A 21,136-nucleotide genomic window follows, 5' to 3' on the forward strand; every position below is an offset into this window, starting at 1 on the left:
CCGCACCAATTTTTGAAACACCATTGGACCTGACCATCGTGGGGAGCGGCTGGATGGATCTGAGGGAATACACAAGGCAATACGCGGTTCAGGACAATAGATTGGCCGCCTTGAGCTACTTTGGAACTTTCGCGGTGTATTTTGCATCGCTCGCGCTGGCGATTGTCTACGTAGATCGTTGGTACATCATGATCCCGGCGGGAGTCGTCTTTGCCTTTTCGGCGGTGCGCCTCTATGTGTTGCAGCACGATTGCGGGCATCATTCGTTGTTCGAAATCCGCGCGCAAAATGAATGGGCCGGGCACGGGCTGTCACCATTTACCTTTGCGCCTTTCGAGGTGATGAAGCAAAACCACAACCTGCATCACGCGGGCATCGGCAATCTCGAGCATCGCGAGACCGGCGAAATCCACACAATGACTCTGCGGGAATGGAACGAGGCCGATTGGAAGACGCGCCTGTTCTACCGCCTTTATCGTAATCCGTTCATCCTGGTTCCCATTGGCGCGTTGTTCACCTACTTCATCCGCTACCGCTGGCCGAAGAATACCGTTCGGTTCGGTATGACCGGTGTGCTGTTGCACAACTTGTCGATAGTTGTGTTCCTTGGACTTCTTTATTTGATCGCTGGTATGACAGGTATTCTCGTCTGGCTGGTTTTCTCATTGCTGGGTGGAATGTTGGGCGTTTTCCTTGTCTACCTGCAGCATAATTTCGAGGATACGTATTGGGACCGGCGTCCGGACCTTGACCCCAAGCTGGCGGCTTTGCAGGGGTCGTCGGCGCTGGATTTCGGGTGGTGGTTCGACAACGCGGTGGCCTGCATTACGCTGCACGATATCCATCACTTCAACGCGCGGATACCGTCGTACCGGTTACGGGCATGCCACTATAACTTGCCGCCCGAATACACTCCGCGTCGGATCAAGTTCCCTGAAGCCGTCGCCGCTTTGAATCTTAAACTCTGGGACGAAGATGCAAAGCGCCTTGTTCCATTTCCCGGAAAAGATCGATCTGGCGATCTGGCCCACAGTAACTGATATTAGCAACATGCTTGCCCGGCCGTTGGCTTGCAGGTCTGTATATCCAGTGTATATACGACAACGAAGGGCGAAATAGAAAGGACAGATAATGACCGCAGTGACCGATATTAAAGGTGTAGGTGAAGCGCTTGGAAAGTCTTTGGCTGCCAACGGTTTCAAGACCGCCGAAGCCATTGCCAAGGCAACCCCCGCTGATCTGGTCAAAGTTCCCCGAATTGGTGAAGCCCGCGCGGCTGTGCTGATTGCCGCCGCAAAAGAAGCCATTGCCGCGAAGCCTGCGGCTGCACAGCGTGCCGCGGCAAAACCAGCCGCGGCAAAACCAGTTGCCGCTAAACCTGCTGCTACCAGACGTACCACGACTAAACCTGCAGCGCGCCGCGCTCCGGCCAGAAAACCCGCGACGCGTCGACCGGCGGCCCGCAAGACAGTTGCGACCGCCGCTGCTGAGAAGCGGGCGGAAGAGGCAGCGCGTAAGGCGGCAGAGGAAAAGGCAGCGGCCGAGTTGGCAGAGGCGAAAGCCAGGAAGAAGGCAAAGGCCAAAGCGAAAGCTGAAAAAGCCGCCAAAAAGCTGCAAGAGATGGAGGCTGTGTTTTCCAAGGCCAAGGATAAGGTAAAAGCCAAGGCCAAGAAGGACAAAAAGTCCAAGAAGGACGACAAAAAGAAAGCTGACAAAAAGGCCGACAAGAAAAAAGCCGACAAAAAGAAAGACAAAAAGACAGATAAGAAGAAGGATAAGAAAAAGGCGAAGAAGTAACCTTCTTCACCTTACTGCCTTATGAACCCGGCGCCGATATTCGGCGCCGTTTTTTTATGCTAGTGCGCCGTCCAGCTGCAGCGTCATCTTGCCGCCCAGATAAGGGGCCAGAACCTCGGGCAGGGTGACGGTGCCGTCTGCGTTCTGGCCGTTTTCCAGAACGGCGATCAGGCAGCGTCCAACGGCCAGACCGGAACCGTTCAGGGTGTGAACGTATTCGGGCTTGCCACCACCTTCGGGACGGAACCGTGCGTTCATACGGCGCGCCTGGAAGTCACCGCAGGTCGAGACCGAGCTGATCTCGCGATACGTATCCTGACCCGGTAGCCACGCTTCGATGTCGTAGGTCCGGCGCGCGCCAAAGCCCATGTCGCCGGTGCACAGGATCACGGTGCGATAGGGGATGCCCAGCTTTTCCAGAATACCCTCGGCGCAACGCAGCATGCGCTTTTGTTCGTCATCCGATTTGTCCGGATGTGTGACCGAGACCATCTCGACCTTTTCGAACTGGTGCTGACGCAGCATGCCCCGGGTGTCCTTGCCGGCGCTGCCGGCTTCCGAACGGAAGCAGAGCGAATGCGCGGTATAGCGGCGGGGCAGGTAGCTTTCCTCGATCATCGTGTCGTTGACGATGTTGGTCAGCGAGACCTCCGACGTCGGGATCAGCCACCAGCCTTCGCGGGTCTGATAGCTGTCTTCGCCGAATTTCGGCAGTTGGCCGGTGCCCTGCATCATTTCAGACAGAACCAGAACCGGGCCGTTCACCTCGGTCAGTTCGTTCTCGTTGATATGCGTGTCCAGCATGAATTGTGCGAGCGCACGGTGAATGCGGGCAACGCCGCCGGACAGCAGCACGAAACGCGAGCCGGAAAGTTTTGCCGCCGTCTCGAAATCCATCCCGCTCTGAACGGCTTCGATTTCGAAATGCTCTTTCGGCGCAAAATCCAACGCACGTGGAGTGCCCCAGCGGTTGACCTCGACATTGTCGTCTTCGTCAGCGCCTTCGGGCACGTCCTCGGCCGGCAGGTTCGCGATGCGGATCAACTGATCGGTCAGCAGCGCATCCAAATCCTTGGCCTCGGTCTGCATCTGGGCTATCTCGGCCTTCTTTTCCGAGACCAGAGCGCGCAGACGCTGGAACTCTTCCTCGTCGCCGCGGGCCTTGGCAGCGCCAACTTCCTTGCTGGCCTTGTTCTGTTCGGCCTGCGCGGTTTCAGCCGCCAGAATCTTGGCCCGGCGGCTTTCGTCCAGCCTCAGCAAATCTGACGACACCGGCGCGTCCCCACGGCGCGCAAGAGCGGCGTCGAAGGCGGCTGGGTTTTCGCGAATGGCGCGGATGTCGTGCATGGTTCAGATCCTTAAATGCGTGAATCACTGAAACCGCTTATGCACCATCTGAAAGGCGGGTTGTAGCACCGCTTACGACTTATCCGTGTCCTCGTGTGTTTCGTGCGCCAGATGGCCATCCCAATGCTCGACCGGGATCTTGGGTTCGGGCGGATCGGCCATGTAAGAGGGCGTCATGATCTGCACGCCATTCTCATTGAACACCGCTACAATGTTGCGGTGCAGGTCCGACCGGATTTTCGGGATAATGCTGCCCCGAGTCGTGTAGCCGTTTATCTGGTAGTTGATCGCGTAATCTGCCAATGCCGTCCACAAAACAAAGGGTTCCGGTTTGGACTTGATGCCCTTGGTGCGATTGGCGGCCTCGATCAGCATCGCCTCAACTTTCTCGGGTGGCTCTTCGTATCCGATGCCGACCGTTGTGTGCAGCAACAGCCCACTGCCGTCCGTTTTTTTCGAGAAATTCACAACGTCCGAATTCATCAACTGGGCATTGGGGATCGAGATCAGCTCGTTCTTGATGGATTTCAGGTGCGTCTCCATCAGTTTGATCTGAACCACGTCTCCGATATGGTCGCCGATCTGAATGCGGTCCCCGATCGAGGTCGACCGGCGGTAGATCACGAACAGGCCGGCCAGCATGTTTGACACGACTGAATTGGCGCCAAGCGACAGCATCGCGCCCACGAGAATGGTCAAGCCTTGGAATGCAGCCGAGTCCGATCCAGGGATGTAGGGGACCGCGAAGACCAAGGCGATCAGGATCACGACAACTCGTGCAATGTTGAAGGTTGGGCTGACCCAGTGTTTCTCGAAATCGCCCATATCGAATGAGCCTGCTTCGACAGCGTCAAAAAACACCCGCACCCCCTTGATGATGTACATCGTTACCCAGGCGATCAAACCCAGCATGATCATGTTGGGGATGTAACTGATAACGCCTTTGAAGATCAGCAGCACAGGCTCTGTCAGGTAAGTCAGCAGAAGCTGGGCGAAATAGCGGGTTTCGGCGAAGGCCAGTAGAACAAACGAAAGGTAGTAGTAAAAACCCAGGAAGAAGATGATTAGCAGAACAAAACTCAGCCCGTACCGGACGAGCGCTGCAATCGCCTCGGCCTGAACGCTTTTGGCCGTCGCGGTTTCCACGTCTTTAAGATGACGCGAGACAAACTTCAGTGTCTTCCGTCGTATCCGACGGTGCAACCAGAGGATCGCAACTACAAACGCAACAAACCCCAAGGTCCATGCGGCGGCCTCGATCGCACCGGAAACGCGCGCCTGTTCGGTGCGGTTGGAGCGATAGGATTCAATGGATTGTTTGATCGCGTCCCCGTGTAAAACACTCAGAACGCTCAGCTCCATCTGTTCCAATTCGGCGTCAGCTTCGGTAACGATCGAGATTCTCTCACCATCAGCCAGTGTCCAGATACCAAACTCGGTTTCTTCGTATGTGATCTCGACCTTGGGCGTGTCCGAGGCTTCGGCGACTTCGACAATCTTGTTCTGAACAATCTCCGCTCGTTCGGGGGCGGGCAGGGCACTAGACCCACGGACCCGGAACAACACGTCCCCGTCCACTATAACCGGGGCGACGAAGGCATCCGATTCCGTACCCTCAGAAGCCGCCGGCTCGGCCGGTGTTTCCTGTGCCGACACAGCGTCTGAGAGCCAAAGGCTGGCAGCCAGTGCTGTCACAAAATAAGCCAGCAAAAGGAAGGGCTTGAATTGTTGTGTCATATGTCCCCCTTAGCCCAAACTATACCCAGTTTCGGTGACCTGCCTAGGACATATCTGCAACGCCTGGCTTGTTCTTTGCACACTGTGGTCAGATCCCGGTGGAGTTCGGCGCGGCCTTCGCTTGCAAAGGCGCAACTCAGAGCATAGGTTCTCGCCAAATTTGCGGAGCGTTTCCGCAGCACCAAAACAAAGGAATATCCCATGGAAGGTGGCGCAATCGCCCAGTTTCTCCCGCTGATCCTGATCTTCGCGATCATGTATTTCCTGCTGATCCGTCCGCAGCAGAAAAAGATGAAGCAGCATCAGGCCATGGTCGAGGCTGTCCGCCGCGGCGATCAGGTCGTCACCCAGGGTGGTCTGATCGGCAAGGTGTCGAAGGTCAAGGAAGGCGACAACGAGATCGAGGTCGAGATCGCCGAAAACGTCAAGGTTCGTGTGGTCAAATCGACCATTGCGCAGGTTCTGAACAAAACCGAACCGGCGAAGTAACTTCGCGCGACAATTCCTTGAAAAGGCAGGGTAATGCTGCAAATTGATACCTGGAAGCGGGTTCTGATCTGGTCGGTCTGCGTGATCGGCCTGCTGATGGCCCTGCCGAATGCGTTTTATACGCGCGTCGAGCAATCCAACGATGCCAAAGCCGCCATTGAGCTTGGCATCGACACCCCCGAAATGCAGGCCGAAGCGGCGCAGTGGCCAAACTGGCTGCCGTCCTCTCTGGTAAATTTGGGCCTCGATCTACGCGGAGGTGCGCATCTGCTGGCCGAAGTTCAGGTCGACGATGTCTACGAATCCCGGATGGAGGCGATGTGGCCGGAAATCCGCGATGCTCTGCGGGATGAGCGGGCGACTGTCGGCACGATCCGCAAACAGGACTCGGCCCCCGATGAGATTCGCGTAAAAATCAGCCAGCCCGAGGGCATGTCCCGCGCGCTTGAAGTTGTGCGCGGACTGGCCCGTCAGGTGCAGACCCTGACAGGCGTAGGGGCCACGGATATCGAGGCGCGGTCGGATGGAGACACGATTGTCGTTCAACTGTCCGAAGCCGAAAAACTGGCCTCGGACGACCGCACCGTGCGCCAATCACTTGAGATTGTCCGCCGCCGGATCGACGAAGTTGGCACGCGCGAGCCGACGATCCAGCGCCAGGGTGCAGACCGTATCCTGATCCAGGTTCCGGGGATCGGTAGCGCAGGTGAGTTGAAGGAAATCATCGGTACCACCGCACAGCTGACCTTCAACCCCGTTGTCGGGCGGGGCACCAACCCGGATGCGGTTCCGGGAATCGGCGAAAAGATCATTCCATCCATCGACGAAAATGGCATTTTCTACACCGTCGAAGCGGCGCCGGTCGTCACCGGTGAAGAGCTGGTGGATGCCCAACCGTCCTTCGACCAGAACGGACGTCCGGCGGTAAGCTTCCGGTTCAACACGTCCGGTGCTCGTAAGTTCGGCGACTATACGCTGGAGAACATTGGCCAGCCTTTTGCGATCGTTCTCGATGACGAAGTGATTTCGGCCCCTGTGATCCAAAGCCACATTCCGGGTGGTTCCGGTATCATCACCGGTAACTTCACCGTTGAAGAAAGCACCAACCTTGCCGTTCTTCTGCGTGCCGGTGCTTTGCCTGCCGGGCTGGAATTCCTTGAAGAACGAACCATTGGACCCGAGCTGGGTCAAGACAGCATCGACGCAGGTAAGGTGGCAACGATTGTGGCCTTTGTGGCCGTGCTGACCTTCATGGCGCTCAGCTATGGGCTGTTTGGCATATTCGCCAACATCGCGCTGATCATTAACGTCGGTCTGTTGTTTGGCCTGCTGTCGCTGATCGGGGCAACGCTGACCCTGCCGGGTATCGCGGGCATCGTGTTGACTGTTGGTATGGCGGTGGATGCCAACGTGCTGATCTTCGAGCGTATCCGCGAGGAACTGAAATCAGCCAGAGGCCCGGCGCGTGCCATCGAGCTTGGCTATGAAAAGGCGCTGTCGGCCATTCTGGACGCAAACGTCACAACATTCATTACGGCAACCATCCTGTTCGCCATGGGTAGCGGACCGGTACGCGGCTTCGCAATCACCCTCGGCCTGGGTATCCTGACTTCGGTCTTCACCGCGATCTTCGTGACGCGACTGATGATCGTCACGTGGTTCGAGCGCCGCCGTCCGAAAATGATCGAGGTTTGACATGAGACTTAAACTCGTACCCCAGAACACCTCGTTCGATTTCTTCAGCCGTTGGAAAATCTGGCTGGGCATCTCGGCCCTGATGATGATTGTGGCGTTCACCTCATTCCTGCTGCAAGGGCTGAACTTCGGCATCGACTTCCGTGGTGGAACCACGATCCGGACCCAAAGCGCAGAAGTTGTGGATGTGGGCGCTTACCGTGGGGCTATTGCTCCGCTGGAATTGGGCGATGTGACGATTACCGAGATTTTCGATCCCACTTTTGCGGACGATGAAAATGTCGCGATGATCCGTATTCAGGCGCAGGCCGAGGCCGAGGCCGTGTCGGCCGCGACTGTTACAGCGGTTCAAGAGGCCCTGAAAACCGCCGCACCAGACATTCAGTTTGTCTCCGTCGAATCCGTCGGACCCAAAGTCTCGGGCGAGTTGATTCAGACCGCCGTCATCGCGGTGGCCTTGGCCATCGGCGCGGTGCTTGTTTATATCTGGTTGCGCTTCGAATGGCAGTTCGCATTGGGTGCTGTTGCCGCGCTGGTTCATGACGTGATCCTGACCATCGGTATCTTCTCGGAGCTGCAGATTCGGTTCGATCTGGCCATCATCGCGGCGCTTCTGACCATCGTTGGTTACTCGTTGAACGACACCGTGGTCGTGTTCGACCGCGTGCGCGAGAACCTGCGGAAGTACAAGAAGAAGGATCTGAAAGAGGTCCTGAACATCTCGATCAACGAAACGCTTAGCCGGACGGTGATGACCTCGGTCACCACACTGTTGGCTCTGATCTCGCTCTATGTCCTAGGCGGAGACGTGATCCGCGGCTTTGTCTTCGCGATGATTTGGGGCGTGATTGTTGGTACTTACTCCTCGGTCTTCGTGGCCTCGACCATCCTGCTGTGGCTGGGTGTCAAGCGCGACTGGTCGAAACCGTCCAATAATGCGGGCAATCAGTTCGCAAATGTGGACGCCTGATCTGTTCGGCCAGTCCCCCACGGGGCTGGCCGTTATCTTTTTTGCGGCCACTTTGGGCGGCATCGTACGCGGGTTTTCCGGTTTTGGAACCGCGCTGGTCTTTCTGCCAATTGCCACCCCGTTCCTGGGCCCGTTCGGGGCGCTGATCGGCCTGACGATCATGGATATCTTCGGACCGCTACCCAACCTGCGCCGCGCATGGCGCGTTGTGGATCGGGGCGATTTGGCGCGTCTGCTATTGGGCTGTGCTCTGGTTCTGCCCGTCGGGTTGTGGGTCCTGACGCAGGTCGACCCCAAGGTCTTCCGATATGCCGTCAGTTTCCTTGCCCTGTTCATGCTCACGATCCTGATTCTGGGGTTGCGCTATCAGGGACGGGTTCGGCGCGCGATGGTGGCTGCAATCGGCGGTGCTGCGGGATTTCTGGGCGGCGTTGCGGGCCTGCCTGGACCTGCGGTGATCCTTTTCTACATGTCCCGCCCGCTGCCGGTTGAGGTCATACGGGCCACGATCCTGCTGTTTCTGTTCGGCTTCGATTTTCTCATCTTTGGCTTCCTGTCTGGCATGGGACGGGTCACATTTGATTCCATCATTCTGGGGCTGGCACTGTCGATACCGAACCTTTTGGGCAATTGGCTGGGGGGCTGGCTGTTCCACCCCGAGCGGGAAAAGCTGTATCGGACTGCCGCATATGTCGCGATTGCGCTTGCCGCCTTGTCGGGATTACCACTTTGGGGCATAGAGGACGCCCATGCGGTTGAATGAAATCACATACAACAATGCGACGCCTGTAGACGGCTACGGGCCCGGTTTCTTTCGCGTTGGAGGGCAGGTCTATGAAGGCGCCATTCTGACCGGACCCGGCGGAACCGCCGGTTGGGGCGGCTATTCGGACCAGTCGACCTTGCTTGCGCTGTCCGAACAAGTGGACGTCCTGCTGATCGGAACAGGGACGGAACTTGCCCATATTCCCGCGGATCTGCGCGCTTCGCTCGAACAAGCGGGTATTGGCGTTGAGATCATGAACTCGCCCGCCGCGTGCCGGACCTATAATGTTCTCCTCTCCGAAGGTCGCCGCATTGCGCTGGCATTACTCCCGACCTGACGGGATCCCATTCATCTGGCCAAAAATACCTCGGGGAGCGCGAAGGGCTGGCCCCTCGCTTCGACGATCCCCACAAACGAGCCGGTCAGCACCCTGCGGCAAATCTCGCCTTTTGCCCCTGACCGCAATGGGCTAAGCGGGGTTTCATGACTTTGACCGTAACCGATCTTGCCATTACCCGCGGGGGTATTCCCGTGCTGGAAGGGCTGAATTTTTCTTTGCCACCCGGACGGGCCCTGATCCTGCGCGGCCCGAACGGGATCGGCAAGACCACGTTGCTGCGCACGCTTGCGGGGCTTCAACCGCCATTGACCGGTCGTATTGACGGGGCCGAGGATCAGATCGCCTATGCCTCGCATTCGGACGGGTTGAAGCCGACACTTACGGTATTGGAAAACCTGAATTTCTGGGCCTCGGTCTTTGGCACAGATGATATCCAGTCCGCTCTGGACGCTTTTGCGCTGAACGAATTGTCCGACCGCCACGCTGGCAACCTGTCCGCCGGGCAGAAACGGCGGTTGGGACTGGCGCGGATGCTGGTGACCGGGCGACCAATCTGGATGCTGGACGAACCAACCGTTTCGCTGGACCGCCACGCAGTTCAGATGTTTGCCGATGCAGTGCGGGCGCATCTGGGGCAGGGCGGCTCGGCCCTGATCGCCACCCATATCGACCTCGGTCTTGACGGAGAGGTGCTGGACGTCGGCCCCAACAAAGCCAAGCCAAAACCCATCGATGACTTTGACGGAGGCTTCCTGTGATCGCTCTGCTTCTGCGCGACCTGAAATTGGCCTTCCGCGCGGGCGGAGGCTTTGGCCTTGGCCTTGCGTTCTTCCTGATCGTAACGGTTCTGGTGCCATTTTCGGTTGGCCCGCAATCCTCATTGCTCTCGACCATTGCGCCGGGTGTGCTGTGGCTGGGCGCGCTTCTAGCCTGCCTGTTGTCGCTGGATCGCCTGTTGGCGCTGGATTGGGAGGACGGATCGCTCGACCTCTTGGCCACCGCTCCCCTGCCGCTTGAGGCTGTCGTATCCATCAAGGCGCTGGCTCACTGGCTGACCACCGGGTTACCACTGGTTCTGGCCGCGCCGTTTTTGGGTGTGTTGCTGAACCTTCCGACCCCTGGCTTTTCCTGGCTGGTGATCTCACTGCTGATCGGAACCCCGGCCATGAGCGTCATCGGCACGTTCGGTGCTGCTTTGACGGTGGGTCTGAAACGTGGCGGATTGCTGTTGTCTCTGTTGGTTCTGCCGCTTTACGTGCCAACGCTGATCTTCGGGGCCGAGGTCGCCCGTCGCGGAGCAACAGGAATGGAAACCCAGACACCGCTGCTGATGCTGGCGGGCGTGACTGCGGCCACAATCGCCCTGCTACCCTTTGCCAGCTCAGCGGTGCTGCGCATCAACCTTCGGTGACACGGTCGCAGTTTGACTGATGTCAATTGAGTACCGACCCGACTCGGACTAGATAAGGCCCATGTCTATCGCAGCCAAAGCCAACGCCCTTTGGGAATACGCCAACCCGCGCAAGTTCCTCGCGACCAGCGAGCGGGTTCTGCCGTTTTTCTGGATTACGTCCGCCGTCTGCCTGATCGTCGGGCTGACCTGGGGATTCTTCTTCACGCCGGATGACTACAAGCAGGGTTCGACCGTCAAGATCATCTATCTGCATGTGCCCGCGGCGCTGATGGCGATCAATTGCTGGCTGATGATGTTGGCGACGTCACTGGTCTGGTTGGTTCGGCGGCACCACGTTAGCGCATTGGCCGCACGTGCTGCAGCCCCGATCGGGATCGTGATGACCCTGATCGCCCTGGCAACCGGCGCGATCTGGGGTCAGCCGATGTGGGGTACCTGGTGGGCTTGGGATCCGCGTCTGACATCGTTCCTGATCCTGTTCCTGTTCTACCTGGGCTACGTCGCCCTGTGGGAGGCTATCGAGGACTCCGATACCGCGGCTGATCTGACTTCGGTTCTTTGTCTTGTGGGTTCGGTCTTCGCGATTCTCAGCCGCTATGCGGTGAACTTCTGGAACCAGGGGCTTCATCAGGGGGCGTCGGTGATGCGGGCGGCCGCCGTGACTGGGGCGGATACTGAAGAAAAAGTCAGCAATATCTATTTCTATCCGCTGCTTCTGTGCATCATCGGGTTTGTGCTGCTGTTCATTGCTTTGGTGCTGTATCGCACGGGCACGGAAATCCGCGCACGCCGGATCAAGGCGCTGCTGGCGCGGGAAAGGGTAAACGGATGATCCCTGATCTTGGAAAATACGCCGATACTGTCTTGTGGTCCTATGCGGCGTCATTGGGTTTGCTGGCCGCGTTGATTGTCGTCAGCGTGATGCGCGGGCGCAAGGTCCGGGCCGAGATGGAAAAAGTCGAAAACAGGATGACGCGCAATGGTTAAAATCTCGCCCCTGATGATTGCGCCGCCCCTGATCTTCGGCGCTTTTGCCGTTCTTGCGGGGATCGGTATGTTCCGCGAGGATCCAAACGCATTGCCCTCGGCCCGTGAAGGTCAGCCCGCGCCGCCGGTGGTCCTGACCGAGTTTCCGGGCAAGCAGATTTTCGACGATGCCACGCTGCGTGACGGCGAGATCAAGCTGGTGAACTACTGGGCCAGCTGGTGCGCGCCCTGCCGCGCCGAACATCCAAACCTTGAGGCACTTTCGGAGGAAGGCATTCCGGTCTACGGCATCAACTACAAGGATCAGTTGGGCAACGCAGAGGCCTTTTTGGCCGAGTTGGGCGATCCATACGCGGCCATGGGACGGGATGAACAGGGGCGTATGGCGCTCGACTGGGGTCTGTATGGTGTGCCGGAAACCTATGTGATCGATGGAGAGGGTACAATCATCTTGCGCTTTGCCGGGCCGATTACACAGCGTGTGATCGAAAGCACGATCCGTCCAGCATTGGAAAAAGCCAGCCAGTAATTCGGGCTGTAGCGAAACGGAGCGTGCCTGCGGCACGCGCTTTATCTTTTTTTGCGTTTGCGACTGCGACGTCTGGAACGTGAAAGCCCCGGCGCGTTGGCCGGGGCTTTGTTGTTTTAGTCGGCTTTTGCCAAGTTCCGCAGAACATATTGCAGAACGCCACCGTTTTCGATGTATTCGATCTCGGGCGCGGTATCGATCCGGCATTTCAGGGTGATGGTTTTCTCGGCTCCGTCGCCATAGACGATAGTGCAGGGCACCTCTTGCAACGGTTCGACGTTTTCCAATCCATCAATCGAGACGGTTTCATCCCCCTTCAGACCCAGCGATTTGCGGTTATCGCCGCCGGTGAATTCGAACGGGATGACTCCCATGCCAACCAGGTTGGAACGGTGGATACGCTCAAAGCTCTCTGCGATGACGGCCTTGACGCCCAGCAGAGCGGTGCCCTTCGCGGCCCAGTCGCGCGAAGACCCGGCGCCGTATTGCTCGCCACCGAAGACGACCAATGGGACGCCTTCTGCCTGATAGGCCATCGAAGCCTCGTAAACCGAAGTTTGCTGACCGTCCGGACCTTTGGTGTAGCCACCTTCGACGCCATCCAGCATCTCGTTTTTGACGCGAATATTGGCGAAAGTGCCGCGCATCATGACCTCGTGGTTCCCCCGACGCGAGCCGTACGAGTTGAACTCACGTGGTTGAACCTGTCGGTCGGTCAGATACTTACCCGCCGGAGTTGTCGTGGCGAAGGACCCGGCGGGCGAGATGTGGTCAGTCGTGATCATGTCGCCCAGGATCAACAGAACCTTAGCACCATCGATATTCGAGATCGTGCCGGGTTCGGGGTTCATACCCAGGAAATAGGGCGGGTTCTGGATGTAGGTCGACGTCGGAGGCCAGTCATAGGTTTCCTGTTGGGGAACCTCGACCGATTGCCATTTTTCATCACCCTTGAAGACGTCCGCGTACTTGGACTGGAACGCCTCGCGGGTGACCGTCTGCTGAACCAGTTCAGCAATTTCGTGTTGGGTCGGCCAGAGATCTTTCATAAAGACGTCATTGCCGTCCTTGTCCTGTCCAATCGGCTCGGATGTCAGATCGATGTCCGTCGTCCCGGCTAACGCATAGACAACAACCAGCGGCGGGGAGGCCAGATAGTTGGCCCGCACGTCGGGTGAAATCCGGCCTTCGAAGTTTCTGTTGCCTGACAGGACCGAAGTGGCGACCAGGTCGCCTTCGGAAATCGCCTCAGAAATTTCCCTCTGGAGCGGTCCCGAGTTGCCGATGCAGGTGGTGCAACCATAACCCACAAGGTTGAATCCGATGGCGTCCAGGTGCTGTTGCAGCCCGGCGGCCTCAAGGTACTCCGACACAACCTGCGAACCGGGGGCCAGCGAGGTTTTGACCCAGGGCTTACGGTTCAGGCCCAGCTCATGTGCTTTCTTTGCCACCAGACCGGCGCCGATCATCACGTAAGGATTCGAGGTGTTAGTGCAGGAAGTAATCGAGGCGATCACGACCTTGCCCGACTCCATGCCGTATTCTTCACCTTTGACTTCGACCTGCTTGCCCATCGGGCGCTTGAAGGTTTCAGCCATTTCTTTGGTAAAGGCCGCCTTGGCGTCGGTCAGAGCGACATAGTCTTGCGGGCGTTTCGGACCCGAGATCGCCGGGACGATGGTGCCCATATCCAGCGACAGTGTGTCCGTGTAGATCGGTGCGTAATTCTCATCGCGCCAGAACCCGTTCTCTTTCGCGTAGGCCTCGACCAACGCCAGACGGTCCTCGTCACGACCAGTGTTGCGCATGTAGCGCAGGGTCTCGTTGTCGATCGGGAAGAAGCCGCAGGTCGCGCCGTATTCAGGTGCCATATTGGCGATGGTGGCGCGGTCGGCCAGCGGCAGACGGTCCAGACCCTCGCCGTAGAATTCCACGAACTTGCCAACCACGCCTTTTTCGCGAAGCATCTCGACGACTTTCAGAACCAGATCGGTGCCGGTGGTGCCTTCGACCAGTTCACCGGTAAGTTCAAACCCGATGACCTCGGGGATCAGCATCGAGATCGGTTGACCCAGCATTGCGGCCTCGGCCTCGATCCCGCCGACGCCCCAGCCAAGAACGGCCATGCCGTTGACCATGGTAGTGTGGCTGTCGGTGCCGACCAGGGTGTCGGGGTAGGCGACTTCTTCGCCACTCTGGTCGGTATCGGTCCAGACGGTCTGCGACAAATACTCCAGGTTCACCTGATGGCAGATGCCGGTCCCGGGCGGCACCACGCGGAAGTTGTTGAAGGCCGACTGACCCCATTTCAGGAACTGGTAGCGCTCCATATTCCGTTCATATTCGCGGTCCACGTTCATCTGGAACGCGCGTGGGTTTCCGAATTCATCAATCATGACCGAGTGATCGATGACCAGATCAACCGGGTTCAGCGGGTTGATCTTTTGCGCATCGCCGCCCAGCGCTTTGATGCCGTCGCGCATCGCGGCTAGATCGACCACGGCCGGAACGCCGGTGAAGTCTTGCATCAGCACGCGAGCAGGGCGGTAGGCAATTTCGCGCGGGTTCTTGCCACCGTTGTCAGCCCATTCTCCGAAGGCTTTGATGTCGTCGACCGAGACCGAGAAACCGTCATCCTCGAACCGCAGCATGTTCTCCAGAACAACTTTCAACGCGGCGGGCAGCTTTGAAAAATCACCAAGACCGGCCTCTTGCGCGGCGGGGATCGAATAATAAGAAATGGATTTGCCATTCACGCTCAGGCTGCGGCGTGTCTTGGCGGTATCCTGTCCAACTTTGATGGGCATCTGTGGCCTCCCTCTGAAATGACTTAGGTCTCGGGATTCGCTATTAGTTATCTGCATCACCAAAGCCTTCGGTTCAAGGACCAAGGCAGTAGGTTCGCCGCTTGATGTATACCGTTGCACACAGAATTTAAGAGTCTTGACGGTCGTATCTCTCAAGAAACGTTGATTGGAGGTTGAGCGGGGTTCCGTTTAAACCGGTCGGGCACTCCGAAAGAAGCCCGAGATTCAAAATGTTCAGATCAGTTCGTGCAACCGCACTTGTTTCCTTGTTCCTTGCCACCGCCGCTGTGGCTGAAAGTGACCCGGTCGTGGTTGAACTGTTCACGTCTCAGGGATGTTCGTCCTGTCCGCCGGCGGATCGGATCATGCATGAACTGGCCAAGCGTGATGACGTCATCGGCCTCGCGCTGCATGTGGATTACTGGGACTACATCGGGTGGAAGGATGAGTATGCGGATCCGGACCACACACTGCGGCAGCGCTCATATGCCCGCCAAGGCGGACGGTCGATGATCTATACGCCTCAGATGGTGGTGAACGGCCAACAGGATGTGGTCGGCGCACAATCGCGGGAACTGGACCGTTTGATCAATGCGCACCTCAAGGCTGCGCCCGAGGCTTCTGTTACGGCGACCAGGTCCGGCAACGACGTAACGGTCGCCGTGACGCCCGTCGAGCTTCCTGTAGGAGAGACCTATGATGTGCGCGTCATCCAGTACGCGCCCTTGCGGCATGCTTCTATACGGCGTGGTGAACTTGCCGGGCATGAGCTGGATTACGCGAACGTTGTCGACTCCTGGCACTTGGCCGGTCAGTGGGACGGCGTTTCGCCGCAGGAGTTTTCGGTATCCCTGAACTCGGACTTGCCCGCCGTCGTGCTGATCCAAAGGGCGGGGCACGGGCCGATCGTCGCGGCGGCGCGGGTCAAGTAATCAGGGCATATCCTCGGGCTGAACACCCAAACCGTTCCACGTTTTCCAGCGCCGGTGAATCCAGAACCACTGACCCATGTGTTTCTTGACCATCGACTCCAGATCGTCATTTGTGAACTGGGTCATGGTCTTGGGGTCAGTGTGCGGCACCGGGTCGTGCAGAACGATTTCGAAATCAATGCCGTTGGGCTGACGAACCGCATAGCATGGGATCAGAACGGCGTCGTATTTCATCGCCAGTTCCGCGTTCAGCACCGAGGTCACGGCCGGTTTTCCAAAGAACATCAGCTCTTCGCCGCCATGCGCGTGCAGGTCCGAAACGATTGCGATGATCCCGCTTTTCTTGAGAGAGCGGACCATCTCGACCATCCCGCGACGACCTTGTTCGAACATCGGTGCGCCGGTTTTATAGAATGATTCGACATACATTTCGTTGAAATACGGGTTTGCCATGCGGCGATACAGGCATCCGATCGGTTGACCGCTGCGCTCTTGCAGGGCGATGCGGGCGGCCAGGTAGTGGCCGAAGTGCGCGGTGATCATCATGATCGGGCGACCCTCTGCCACGGCGGCGTCAAAGGCGGCAACACCGGATCCGCTGACCTTGGCGTTGCGTTGACGATCGGTGAATCCCTCGGGCGAAAAATGCTCCATAATGGCGCGACCGGCATTGTCGGGAACCGCGCGGCAAATCCGTTTGACCTCGTCTTCGGGCAGGTCCGGACAAGTCAGTTTCAGATTGCTGCGCACCCGGTTCGTGAATCCAATCAACGGAGACAGACCGCGCGCGATTGCGGCCATGGTGGCCAGACGGGTTTCATAGGGCAGCAGACGCATGGCCCCGATGACACCTTTCATGAACAATCCGGTGATATAGTATTTTCTAAGCTCTGCGCGGCTTAATTCCGACTTTTCGACGGGCATAGTGAAGTCTCACCGGCTGTTGCGATTTGCCGGGCAAGACATACAAGGCAGAAACCGCAACCACAAGCGTTGCAAAACAACCCTTTGTGCCGGCACGCTGGAAGGCGCTTGTCTGTCACTATTCGCGGTCTTCTTCGATCAAAGATATTGCCCCTTCGTCGACAAGGGCCCGAATTGCGCCAACGATCAGCGTCATGGCTTCTTCGGTTTCGGATAGCTTCACCTTGCCCCGCTCGCCAATTTCTTCGCGCAGGTTGTCGGCCATGCGGGTCGACATGTTGGACAATAGGAACGTAGCCGCGGCCTTGTCACCCTCAGCCGCAGCGCCCGCCAGAGCGGTGACGAGGTCTGCCTGATCCACGCCTCGCAGAATCGCAGGCACGTCGCGAGGAAGAATGCGGGCTGGGATATGGGCGAAGGTGAAGATCGACTGCCGTACGATGGCCGCAAAATCGGTGTCCTCTTCGTCCAGAGCAGTCAAAAGCCCATCGCGCGTCGAGGCAGCGGACTGGTTCAGGATCGCGCCGACGCGAACTCCGGGACCGTCTGAGAAAGCCGTCGCCGGACGTCGATCCAACTGGGCCGCCAGAGACCAGCCAATCCGTTCGACCGCCTCGGGCGTAACATTTGCCGTTTTCGACACGGCATAGGTGATGCGCCGCGCAATCGGGCCGGGTAGGTGCCCCAGTAGTTGCGCCGCCTTTGCAGTTTCTAGCTTGGACAACATGACGGCCGCAATCTCGGTGCTTTCGGCCTGCGCCATTTCCGCCAGGTCTTCGGTCGGGATCTCGCGCAGTCTTTGCCACGGGTCGCCGATCTGACGTACCCCGGCTTCTTTCCGCAACCGGGCGGCGGTCGCCGGAGCGATCTTGCCGTTGACCGCGTCCAAAGCCCCTGCCAAGCCATGCGGAAAGGACAGGCCGATGCCATCCAGTGCCTCTGCAAACTCCTGCGCGACGGCGTCCAGAGTGACCCGGTCCACAAGCCCCATCTGCCCCAGCTGATGCGTCAGCTTTTCCTGTAGGCTATCGGGAAGTTCTTCGAGCGGGATATCCGCGCCTTCGTTCAGCAAAAGGCGCACCACGACCGCGGCTTTCTGTCGGCTGCTTAGCGCCCTGGGCACAACACGGGGCGCGTCGTCCTGAGCGTTTGCGACGGGTGGCGACGCCCCCGGTGCCACTTGTACCAAAGAGTTCGTATCCTGCATCTGCCTGCGGTGCCAAAATTCTGTTCCACAGGCAGACTACGGGGAGTCGGGTAAAGAAAGGCTGAAGCTTAGTAGCTATAGGTCAGCCCGGTGCGGATCGCTTTGCGCAGGGATGCTTCGGCCCAGGTGCCTTCACCACCGCGCGCCTTGATTTCGCGCCACTGTTCGATTGCCAGATCGGGTTTACCTTCGGCCACAAATCCCTGACCCATGTAGCTGCGGGCCAGAATGTTGTCGGGGTTGGCTTCAATGGCATTGTTGTAAAAGGCATTTGCCAGCTCAAGCTCGCCCAGTTTGCGATAGGTAAAGCCCCAGTAGGTCAGGACGCGATCGTCGTTCTGGTCCATGATGCGCAGGATGTCCTGAGCATTCTCGAACTGTCCGTCATACGCCAGCTCGCGCACGGCATCGTACAACTGATCATCCGTAAAGTTGCTTTTGTTCGGCTTCACGCAGCGCCCGGCGTCCTTGTCGTAAACGCGGCCAAACAGGCATTTCTTGGTCGTATTGGTCGGCTTTGGCGGACTGCTGTCACCGCCCGCAGCAAGCGCAACTGGTGCGAATGCAAAGGCCTGAAGGGCGATGGCGGAAGCTATTACAAGGCGCATTTTCCTACTCCGTTGTCAGGGCTGCTTTGAGAAAGCATAGTGCGATCTTCAAAAAAGCTAACAACCCAAGGCTCGCATTTATTCACGAGTAGGAAAATTTTTTCTCAGCTGTTTACAATTTTGGCGCAAGTCTGGGCTTCGGAATCCCAATATGTCCCCGGCGCGCAAGATTGGGTTTGCTTGGAATGACCACTGCAGGCTAACGCGACAGACGCTGAACAGCTTAGGATCATAGCGCAGATAAGAGTACGGACCATCTTGTTTCTCCTGTTCGGAAATACGCGCTTAGGATAACCGAATTGAGGCCGTCTGGCAAAAGAACAAAGCCCGGCTCGCATCGTGCGAACCGGGCCTTTTCAACTGATTGATCAGCTTGAATTATTCGCCGAATACGCGGGCGAAAATCGTATCGACGTGCTTGGTGTGGTAACCGAGGTCAAATTTCTCTTCGATTTCTTCGGGGCTCAGCGCGGCGGTGACATCGGGGTCTGCCAGCAATTCCTCTTTGAAATCGGTACGGTGTTCCCAAACTTTCAGCGCATTGCGCTGGACCATGGCATAGGCATCTTCACGGCTGACACCTGCTTGGGTCAGCGCCAGCAGAACACGCTGGCTCATAACCAGGCCGGGGAACTTGTTCATGTTCTCGATCATGTTCTCCGGGAAGATCAGCATCTTGTCGATCACGCCTGTCAGGCGGGCCAGCGCAAAGTCCAAAGTGATTGTGGCGTCCGGCCCGATCATGCGTTCGACCGAGGAATGCGAGATATCGCGCTCGTGCCACAGCGCCACGTTTTCCATCGCCGGGATTACGGCTGCGCGCACCATGCGGGCCAGCCCTGTCAGGTTCTCGGTCAGCACCGGGTTTTTCTTGTGCGGCATGGCTGACGAGCCTTTTTGACCCATCGAGAAGAACTCGGCGCCCTCCAGCACCTCGGTCCGCTGCATATGACGGATTTCGACGGCGATGTTTTCGATGCTGCTCGCAATCACGCCCAGTGTCGCAAAGAACGCCGCGTGGCGGTCGCGCGGGATGACTTGGGTGCTGATCGGTTCAGGCACCAGACCCAGCTGGTCGCAGACATGTTCCTCGACGCGCGGGTCGATATTGGCGAAGGTGCCGACCGCACCGCTGATCGCGCCGGTTGCGATTTCTGCGCGGGCGTCGCGCATACGGGATAGGTTACGGTCCATCTCGGCGTAGAAGCGGGCGAAGGTCAGGCCCATGGTCGTTGGCTCGGCGTGGATGCCGTGGCTGCGGCCGATGCGGACGGTGTTCTTATGTTCGATCGCGCGGCGCTTCAGAGCGGCGAGCAAGCCTTCGAGGTCAGCGATCAGCAGATCAGCGGCGCGGGTCAGTTGCACGTTCAAGCAGGTGTCCAGCACGTCCGAAGACGTCATGCCCTGATGCACAAAACGGGCTTCTTCGCTGCCAACATGTTCAGCCAGATGGGTCAGGAAGGCGATGACGTCGTGTTTGGTGACGGCCTCGATCTCGTCAATACGGGCCACGTCGAATTCCACATCCTTGGCTTTCCAAACGGCCTCGGCATTCTCGCGCGGGATGACACCCAGATCGGCCATGGCATCGCAGGCATGCGCTTCGATCTCGTACCAGATGCGGAACTTGGTTTCGGGCGACCAGATGGCGACCATGTCGGGGCGGGAATAGCGTGGAATCATTGGCAGCGGCACCTTATTGTGATTTGGCAGGAGGCGATGCGGCGGGGTTTAAACCCGTGCAGGCACAGGAACAAGGCGCGAGTGCATATATGAGACGGTTTGCCCTGATTTTCGCCCTTTGGCCCGGTTTGCTGCAGGCAGAAGAGTTCCGGACGTTGAACGGAGAACAGATTCTGGCGGCGCTGACCGGGCAGAAGCTCGATTACGGGCAGGGTGTCTGGCAGACCTTCGATGATACGATGCTGACACAGTACTTTTCGGGCCGGCCAAGCGCGGGACGCTGGGCGGTTCGAGAGGATCGCTATTGCTCGCTCTGGCCGCCGTCGGACCTGTGGGCCTGCTACGACGTTCAGCAAAGCGGCAGGGTCATTCGGTTCGTTGACGACAACGGCGGCACGACGGAGGGGATCTACGCCGAATGACCCTGCCGACAAGCCTGTCCGACTTTGAAGGTCGCTGGGATTTGACCCGGACGATCCGGGATGCTCGGGCCGGCCAGATCGTGCAGGCGGATGGATTGGCGAACTTGCATCGGGTTGCAGACGGTTTGATTTATGATGAAGAGGTGACGCTGTACCTTCCCAACCAGCCTGCCATGAAGGGAACGCGCAGATATCTGTGGCACGACAGCGAAGAGAGAATTTCCATTCACTTTGACGATGGCCGGTATTTCCATGCCCTTAAACTGGGCGTTGCGCGGGCTTGCGATCACCATGATTGCCCACCGGACAGCTATGATGCGGAATACGATTTTTCGGGCTGGCCGAATTGGACTGTGCGCTGGATCGTGAAAGGGCCACGAAAATCCTATGAAATGGACACTAAGTACAAGTTAAGATAGCGTAATCATATTGCAGCTAGCGATCGAAACGGGCAATGCTGCACCTGCATATAAATCCGAAAG

The 21,136-nt window shown here is 58.1% G+C and carries 22 protein-coding genes; 15 read left to right on the forward strand and 7 right to left on the reverse strand.

The genetic code is table 11. The features are described 5' to 3' along the window. Positions 1 to 53: 53 nt before the first annotated feature. Together ACR0AA_RS00940 and ACR0AA_RS00945 are read left to right on the forward strand one after the other, a co-directional pair. Complete coding sequence (locus ACR0AA_RS00940) at positions 54 to 1,040, forward strand: fatty acid desaturase (RefSeq protein WP_480660914.1); 987 nt, start codon at positions 54 to 56, stop codon at positions 1,038 to 1,040. 91 nt (positions 1,041 to 1,131) lie between these two features. Further along, complete coding sequence (locus ACR0AA_RS00945; RefSeq protein WP_480660913.1) at positions 1,132 to 1,797, forward strand: helix-hairpin-helix domain-containing protein; 666 nt, start codon at positions 1,132 to 1,134, stop codon at positions 1,795 to 1,797. A 54-nt stretch (positions 1,798 to 1,851) separates the two neighbouring features. Here the strand turns inward: ACR0AA_RS00945 and serS are convergent, their stop codons facing one another. Both serS and ACR0AA_RS00955 read right to left on the reverse strand, forming a co-directional pair. Continuing rightward, positions 1,852 to 3,144 (reverse strand): serine--tRNA ligase, encoded by a 1,293-nt coding sequence (gene serS, locus ACR0AA_RS00950; protein ID WP_480660911.1) that lies wholly within the window; start codon positions 3,142 to 3,144, stop codon positions 1,852 to 1,854. A 72-nt stretch (positions 3,145 to 3,216) separates the two neighbouring features. Further along, entirely contained in the window at positions 3,217 to 4,881 is a 1,665-nt protein-coding gene (locus ACR0AA_RS00955) for a mechanosensitive ion channel family protein (protein ID WP_480660909.1), read from the reverse strand. Positions 4,882 to 5,082: 201 nt separating this feature from the next. Between ACR0AA_RS00955 and yajC the strand changes: the two genes are divergently transcribed. From yajC to ACR0AA_RS01005, 10 genes are all read left to right on the forward strand, one after another. Further along, positions 5,083 to 5,370, forward strand: a complete 288-nt coding sequence (gene yajC, locus ACR0AA_RS00960) for a preprotein translocase subunit YajC (protein WP_170382681.1) — start codon at positions 5,083 to 5,085, stop codon at positions 5,368 to 5,370. A 33-nt stretch (positions 5,371 to 5,403) separates the two neighbouring features. Beyond that, positions 5,404 to 7,065 (forward strand): protein translocase subunit SecD, encoded by a 1,662-nt coding sequence (gene secD, locus ACR0AA_RS00965; protein ID WP_480755273.1) that lies wholly within the window; start codon positions 5,404 to 5,406, stop codon positions 7,063 to 7,065. Position 7,066: 1 nt separating this feature from the next. Next, positions 7,067 to 8,035 (forward strand): protein translocase subunit SecF, encoded by a 969-nt coding sequence (gene secF, locus ACR0AA_RS00970; protein WP_480755274.1) that lies wholly within the window; start codon positions 7,067 to 7,069, stop codon positions 8,033 to 8,035. Further along, positions 8,022 to 8,798: a TSUP family transporter gene (locus ACR0AA_RS00975; RefSeq protein ID WP_480660903.1), complete on the forward strand. Its 777-nt coding sequence runs from the start codon at positions 8,022 to 8,024 to the stop codon at positions 8,796 to 8,798. Before secF ends, ACR0AA_RS00975 begins: the two co-directional genes overlap by 14 nt. Then, on the forward strand, positions 8,785 to 9,138 hold the full coding sequence (locus ACR0AA_RS00980) for an Mth938-like domain-containing protein (protein WP_480660901.1): 354 nt from the start codon (positions 8,785 to 8,787) through the stop codon (positions 9,136 to 9,138). Before ACR0AA_RS00975 ends, ACR0AA_RS00980 begins: the two co-directional genes overlap by 14 nt. A gap of 146 nt (positions 9,139 to 9,284) precedes the next feature. Continuing rightward, positions 9,285 to 9,899, forward strand: coding sequence for a heme ABC exporter ATP-binding protein CcmA (gene ccmA, locus ACR0AA_RS00985; protein ID WP_480660899.1), 615 nt, complete (start codon positions 9,285 to 9,287; stop codon positions 9,897 to 9,899). Continuing rightward, a complete protein-coding gene (ccmB, locus tag ACR0AA_RS00990; RefSeq protein ID WP_239343725.1) occupies positions 9,896 to 10,552 on the forward strand; it encodes a heme exporter protein CcmB in 657 nt (218 codons plus the stop codon). The genes ccmA and ccmB overlap by 4 nt, the downstream gene beginning before the upstream one ends. A gap of 61 nt (positions 10,553 to 10,613) precedes the next feature. Then, positions 10,614 to 11,387, forward strand: coding sequence for a heme ABC transporter permease (locus ACR0AA_RS00995; RefSeq protein WP_480660897.1), 774 nt, complete (start codon positions 10,614 to 10,616; stop codon positions 11,385 to 11,387). Next, positions 11,384 to 11,542: a heme exporter protein CcmD gene (gene ccmD, locus ACR0AA_RS01000; protein WP_239343723.1), complete on the forward strand. Its 159-nt coding sequence runs from the start codon at positions 11,384 to 11,386 to the stop codon at positions 11,540 to 11,542. The genes ACR0AA_RS00995 and ccmD overlap by 4 nt, the downstream gene beginning before the upstream one ends. Continuing rightward, complete coding sequence (locus ACR0AA_RS01005; protein ID WP_480660895.1) at positions 11,535 to 12,071, forward strand: DsbE family thiol:disulfide interchange protein; 537 nt, start codon at positions 11,535 to 11,537, stop codon at positions 12,069 to 12,071. The genes ccmD and ACR0AA_RS01005 overlap by 8 nt, the downstream gene beginning before the upstream one ends. Before the next feature lie 116 nt (positions 12,072 to 12,187). On the opposite strand, the gene acnA is transcribed toward ACR0AA_RS01005, so the two are convergent. Continuing rightward, complete coding sequence (gene acnA, locus ACR0AA_RS01010) at positions 12,188 to 14,878, reverse strand: aconitate hydratase AcnA (protein WP_480755275.1); 2,691 nt, start codon at positions 14,876 to 14,878, stop codon at positions 12,188 to 12,190. Positions 14,879 to 15,108: 230 nt separating this feature from the next. Here acnA and ACR0AA_RS01015 point away from each other — a divergent pair, with 230 nt between their 5' ends. Next, positions 15,109 to 15,810, forward strand: coding sequence for a DUF1223 domain-containing protein (locus tag ACR0AA_RS01015; RefSeq protein WP_480660892.1), 702 nt, complete (start codon positions 15,109 to 15,111; stop codon positions 15,808 to 15,810). Here the strand turns inward: ACR0AA_RS01015 and ACR0AA_RS01020 are convergent, their stop codons facing one another. From ACR0AA_RS01020 to purB, 4 genes are all read right to left on the reverse strand, one after another. Then, positions 15,811 to 16,734, reverse strand: a complete 924-nt coding sequence (locus ACR0AA_RS01020; protein WP_480660890.1) for a lysophospholipid acyltransferase family protein — start codon at positions 16,732 to 16,734, stop codon at positions 15,811 to 15,813. It abuts the gene before it with no gap. Between the two features lie 118 nt (positions 16,735 to 16,852). After that, a complete protein-coding gene (locus tag ACR0AA_RS01025) occupies positions 16,853 to 17,941 on the reverse strand; it encodes a flagellar motor switch protein FliG (RefSeq protein WP_480660888.1) in 1,089 nt (362 codons plus the stop codon). Between the two features lie 68 nt (positions 17,942 to 18,009). Continuing rightward, positions 18,010 to 18,549 (reverse strand): tetratricopeptide repeat protein, encoded by a 540-nt coding sequence (locus tag ACR0AA_RS01030; RefSeq protein WP_480660886.1) that lies wholly within the window; start codon positions 18,547 to 18,549, stop codon positions 18,010 to 18,012. A 378-nt stretch (positions 18,550 to 18,927) separates the two neighbouring features. Continuing rightward, positions 18,928 to 20,232, reverse strand: a complete 1,305-nt coding sequence (gene purB / locus ACR0AA_RS01035; protein ID WP_480755276.1) for an adenylosuccinate lyase — start codon at positions 20,230 to 20,232, stop codon at positions 18,928 to 18,930. An 89-nt stretch (positions 20,233 to 20,321) separates the two neighbouring features. Between purB and ACR0AA_RS01040 the strand changes: the two genes are divergently transcribed. Continuing rightward, positions 20,322 to 20,654, forward strand: a complete 333-nt coding sequence (locus ACR0AA_RS01040; RefSeq protein ID WP_480660882.1) for a hypothetical protein — start codon at positions 20,322 to 20,324, stop codon at positions 20,652 to 20,654. Next, entirely contained in the window at positions 20,651 to 21,073 is a 423-nt protein-coding gene (locus ACR0AA_RS01045) for a DUF6314 family protein (RefSeq protein ID WP_480755277.1), read from the forward strand. The genes ACR0AA_RS01040 and ACR0AA_RS01045 overlap by 4 nt, the downstream gene beginning before the upstream one ends. The last annotated feature ends 63 nt before the right edge of the window (positions 21,074 to 21,136 follow it).

Source organism: Ruegeria sp. CE8, assembly GCF_056537465.1.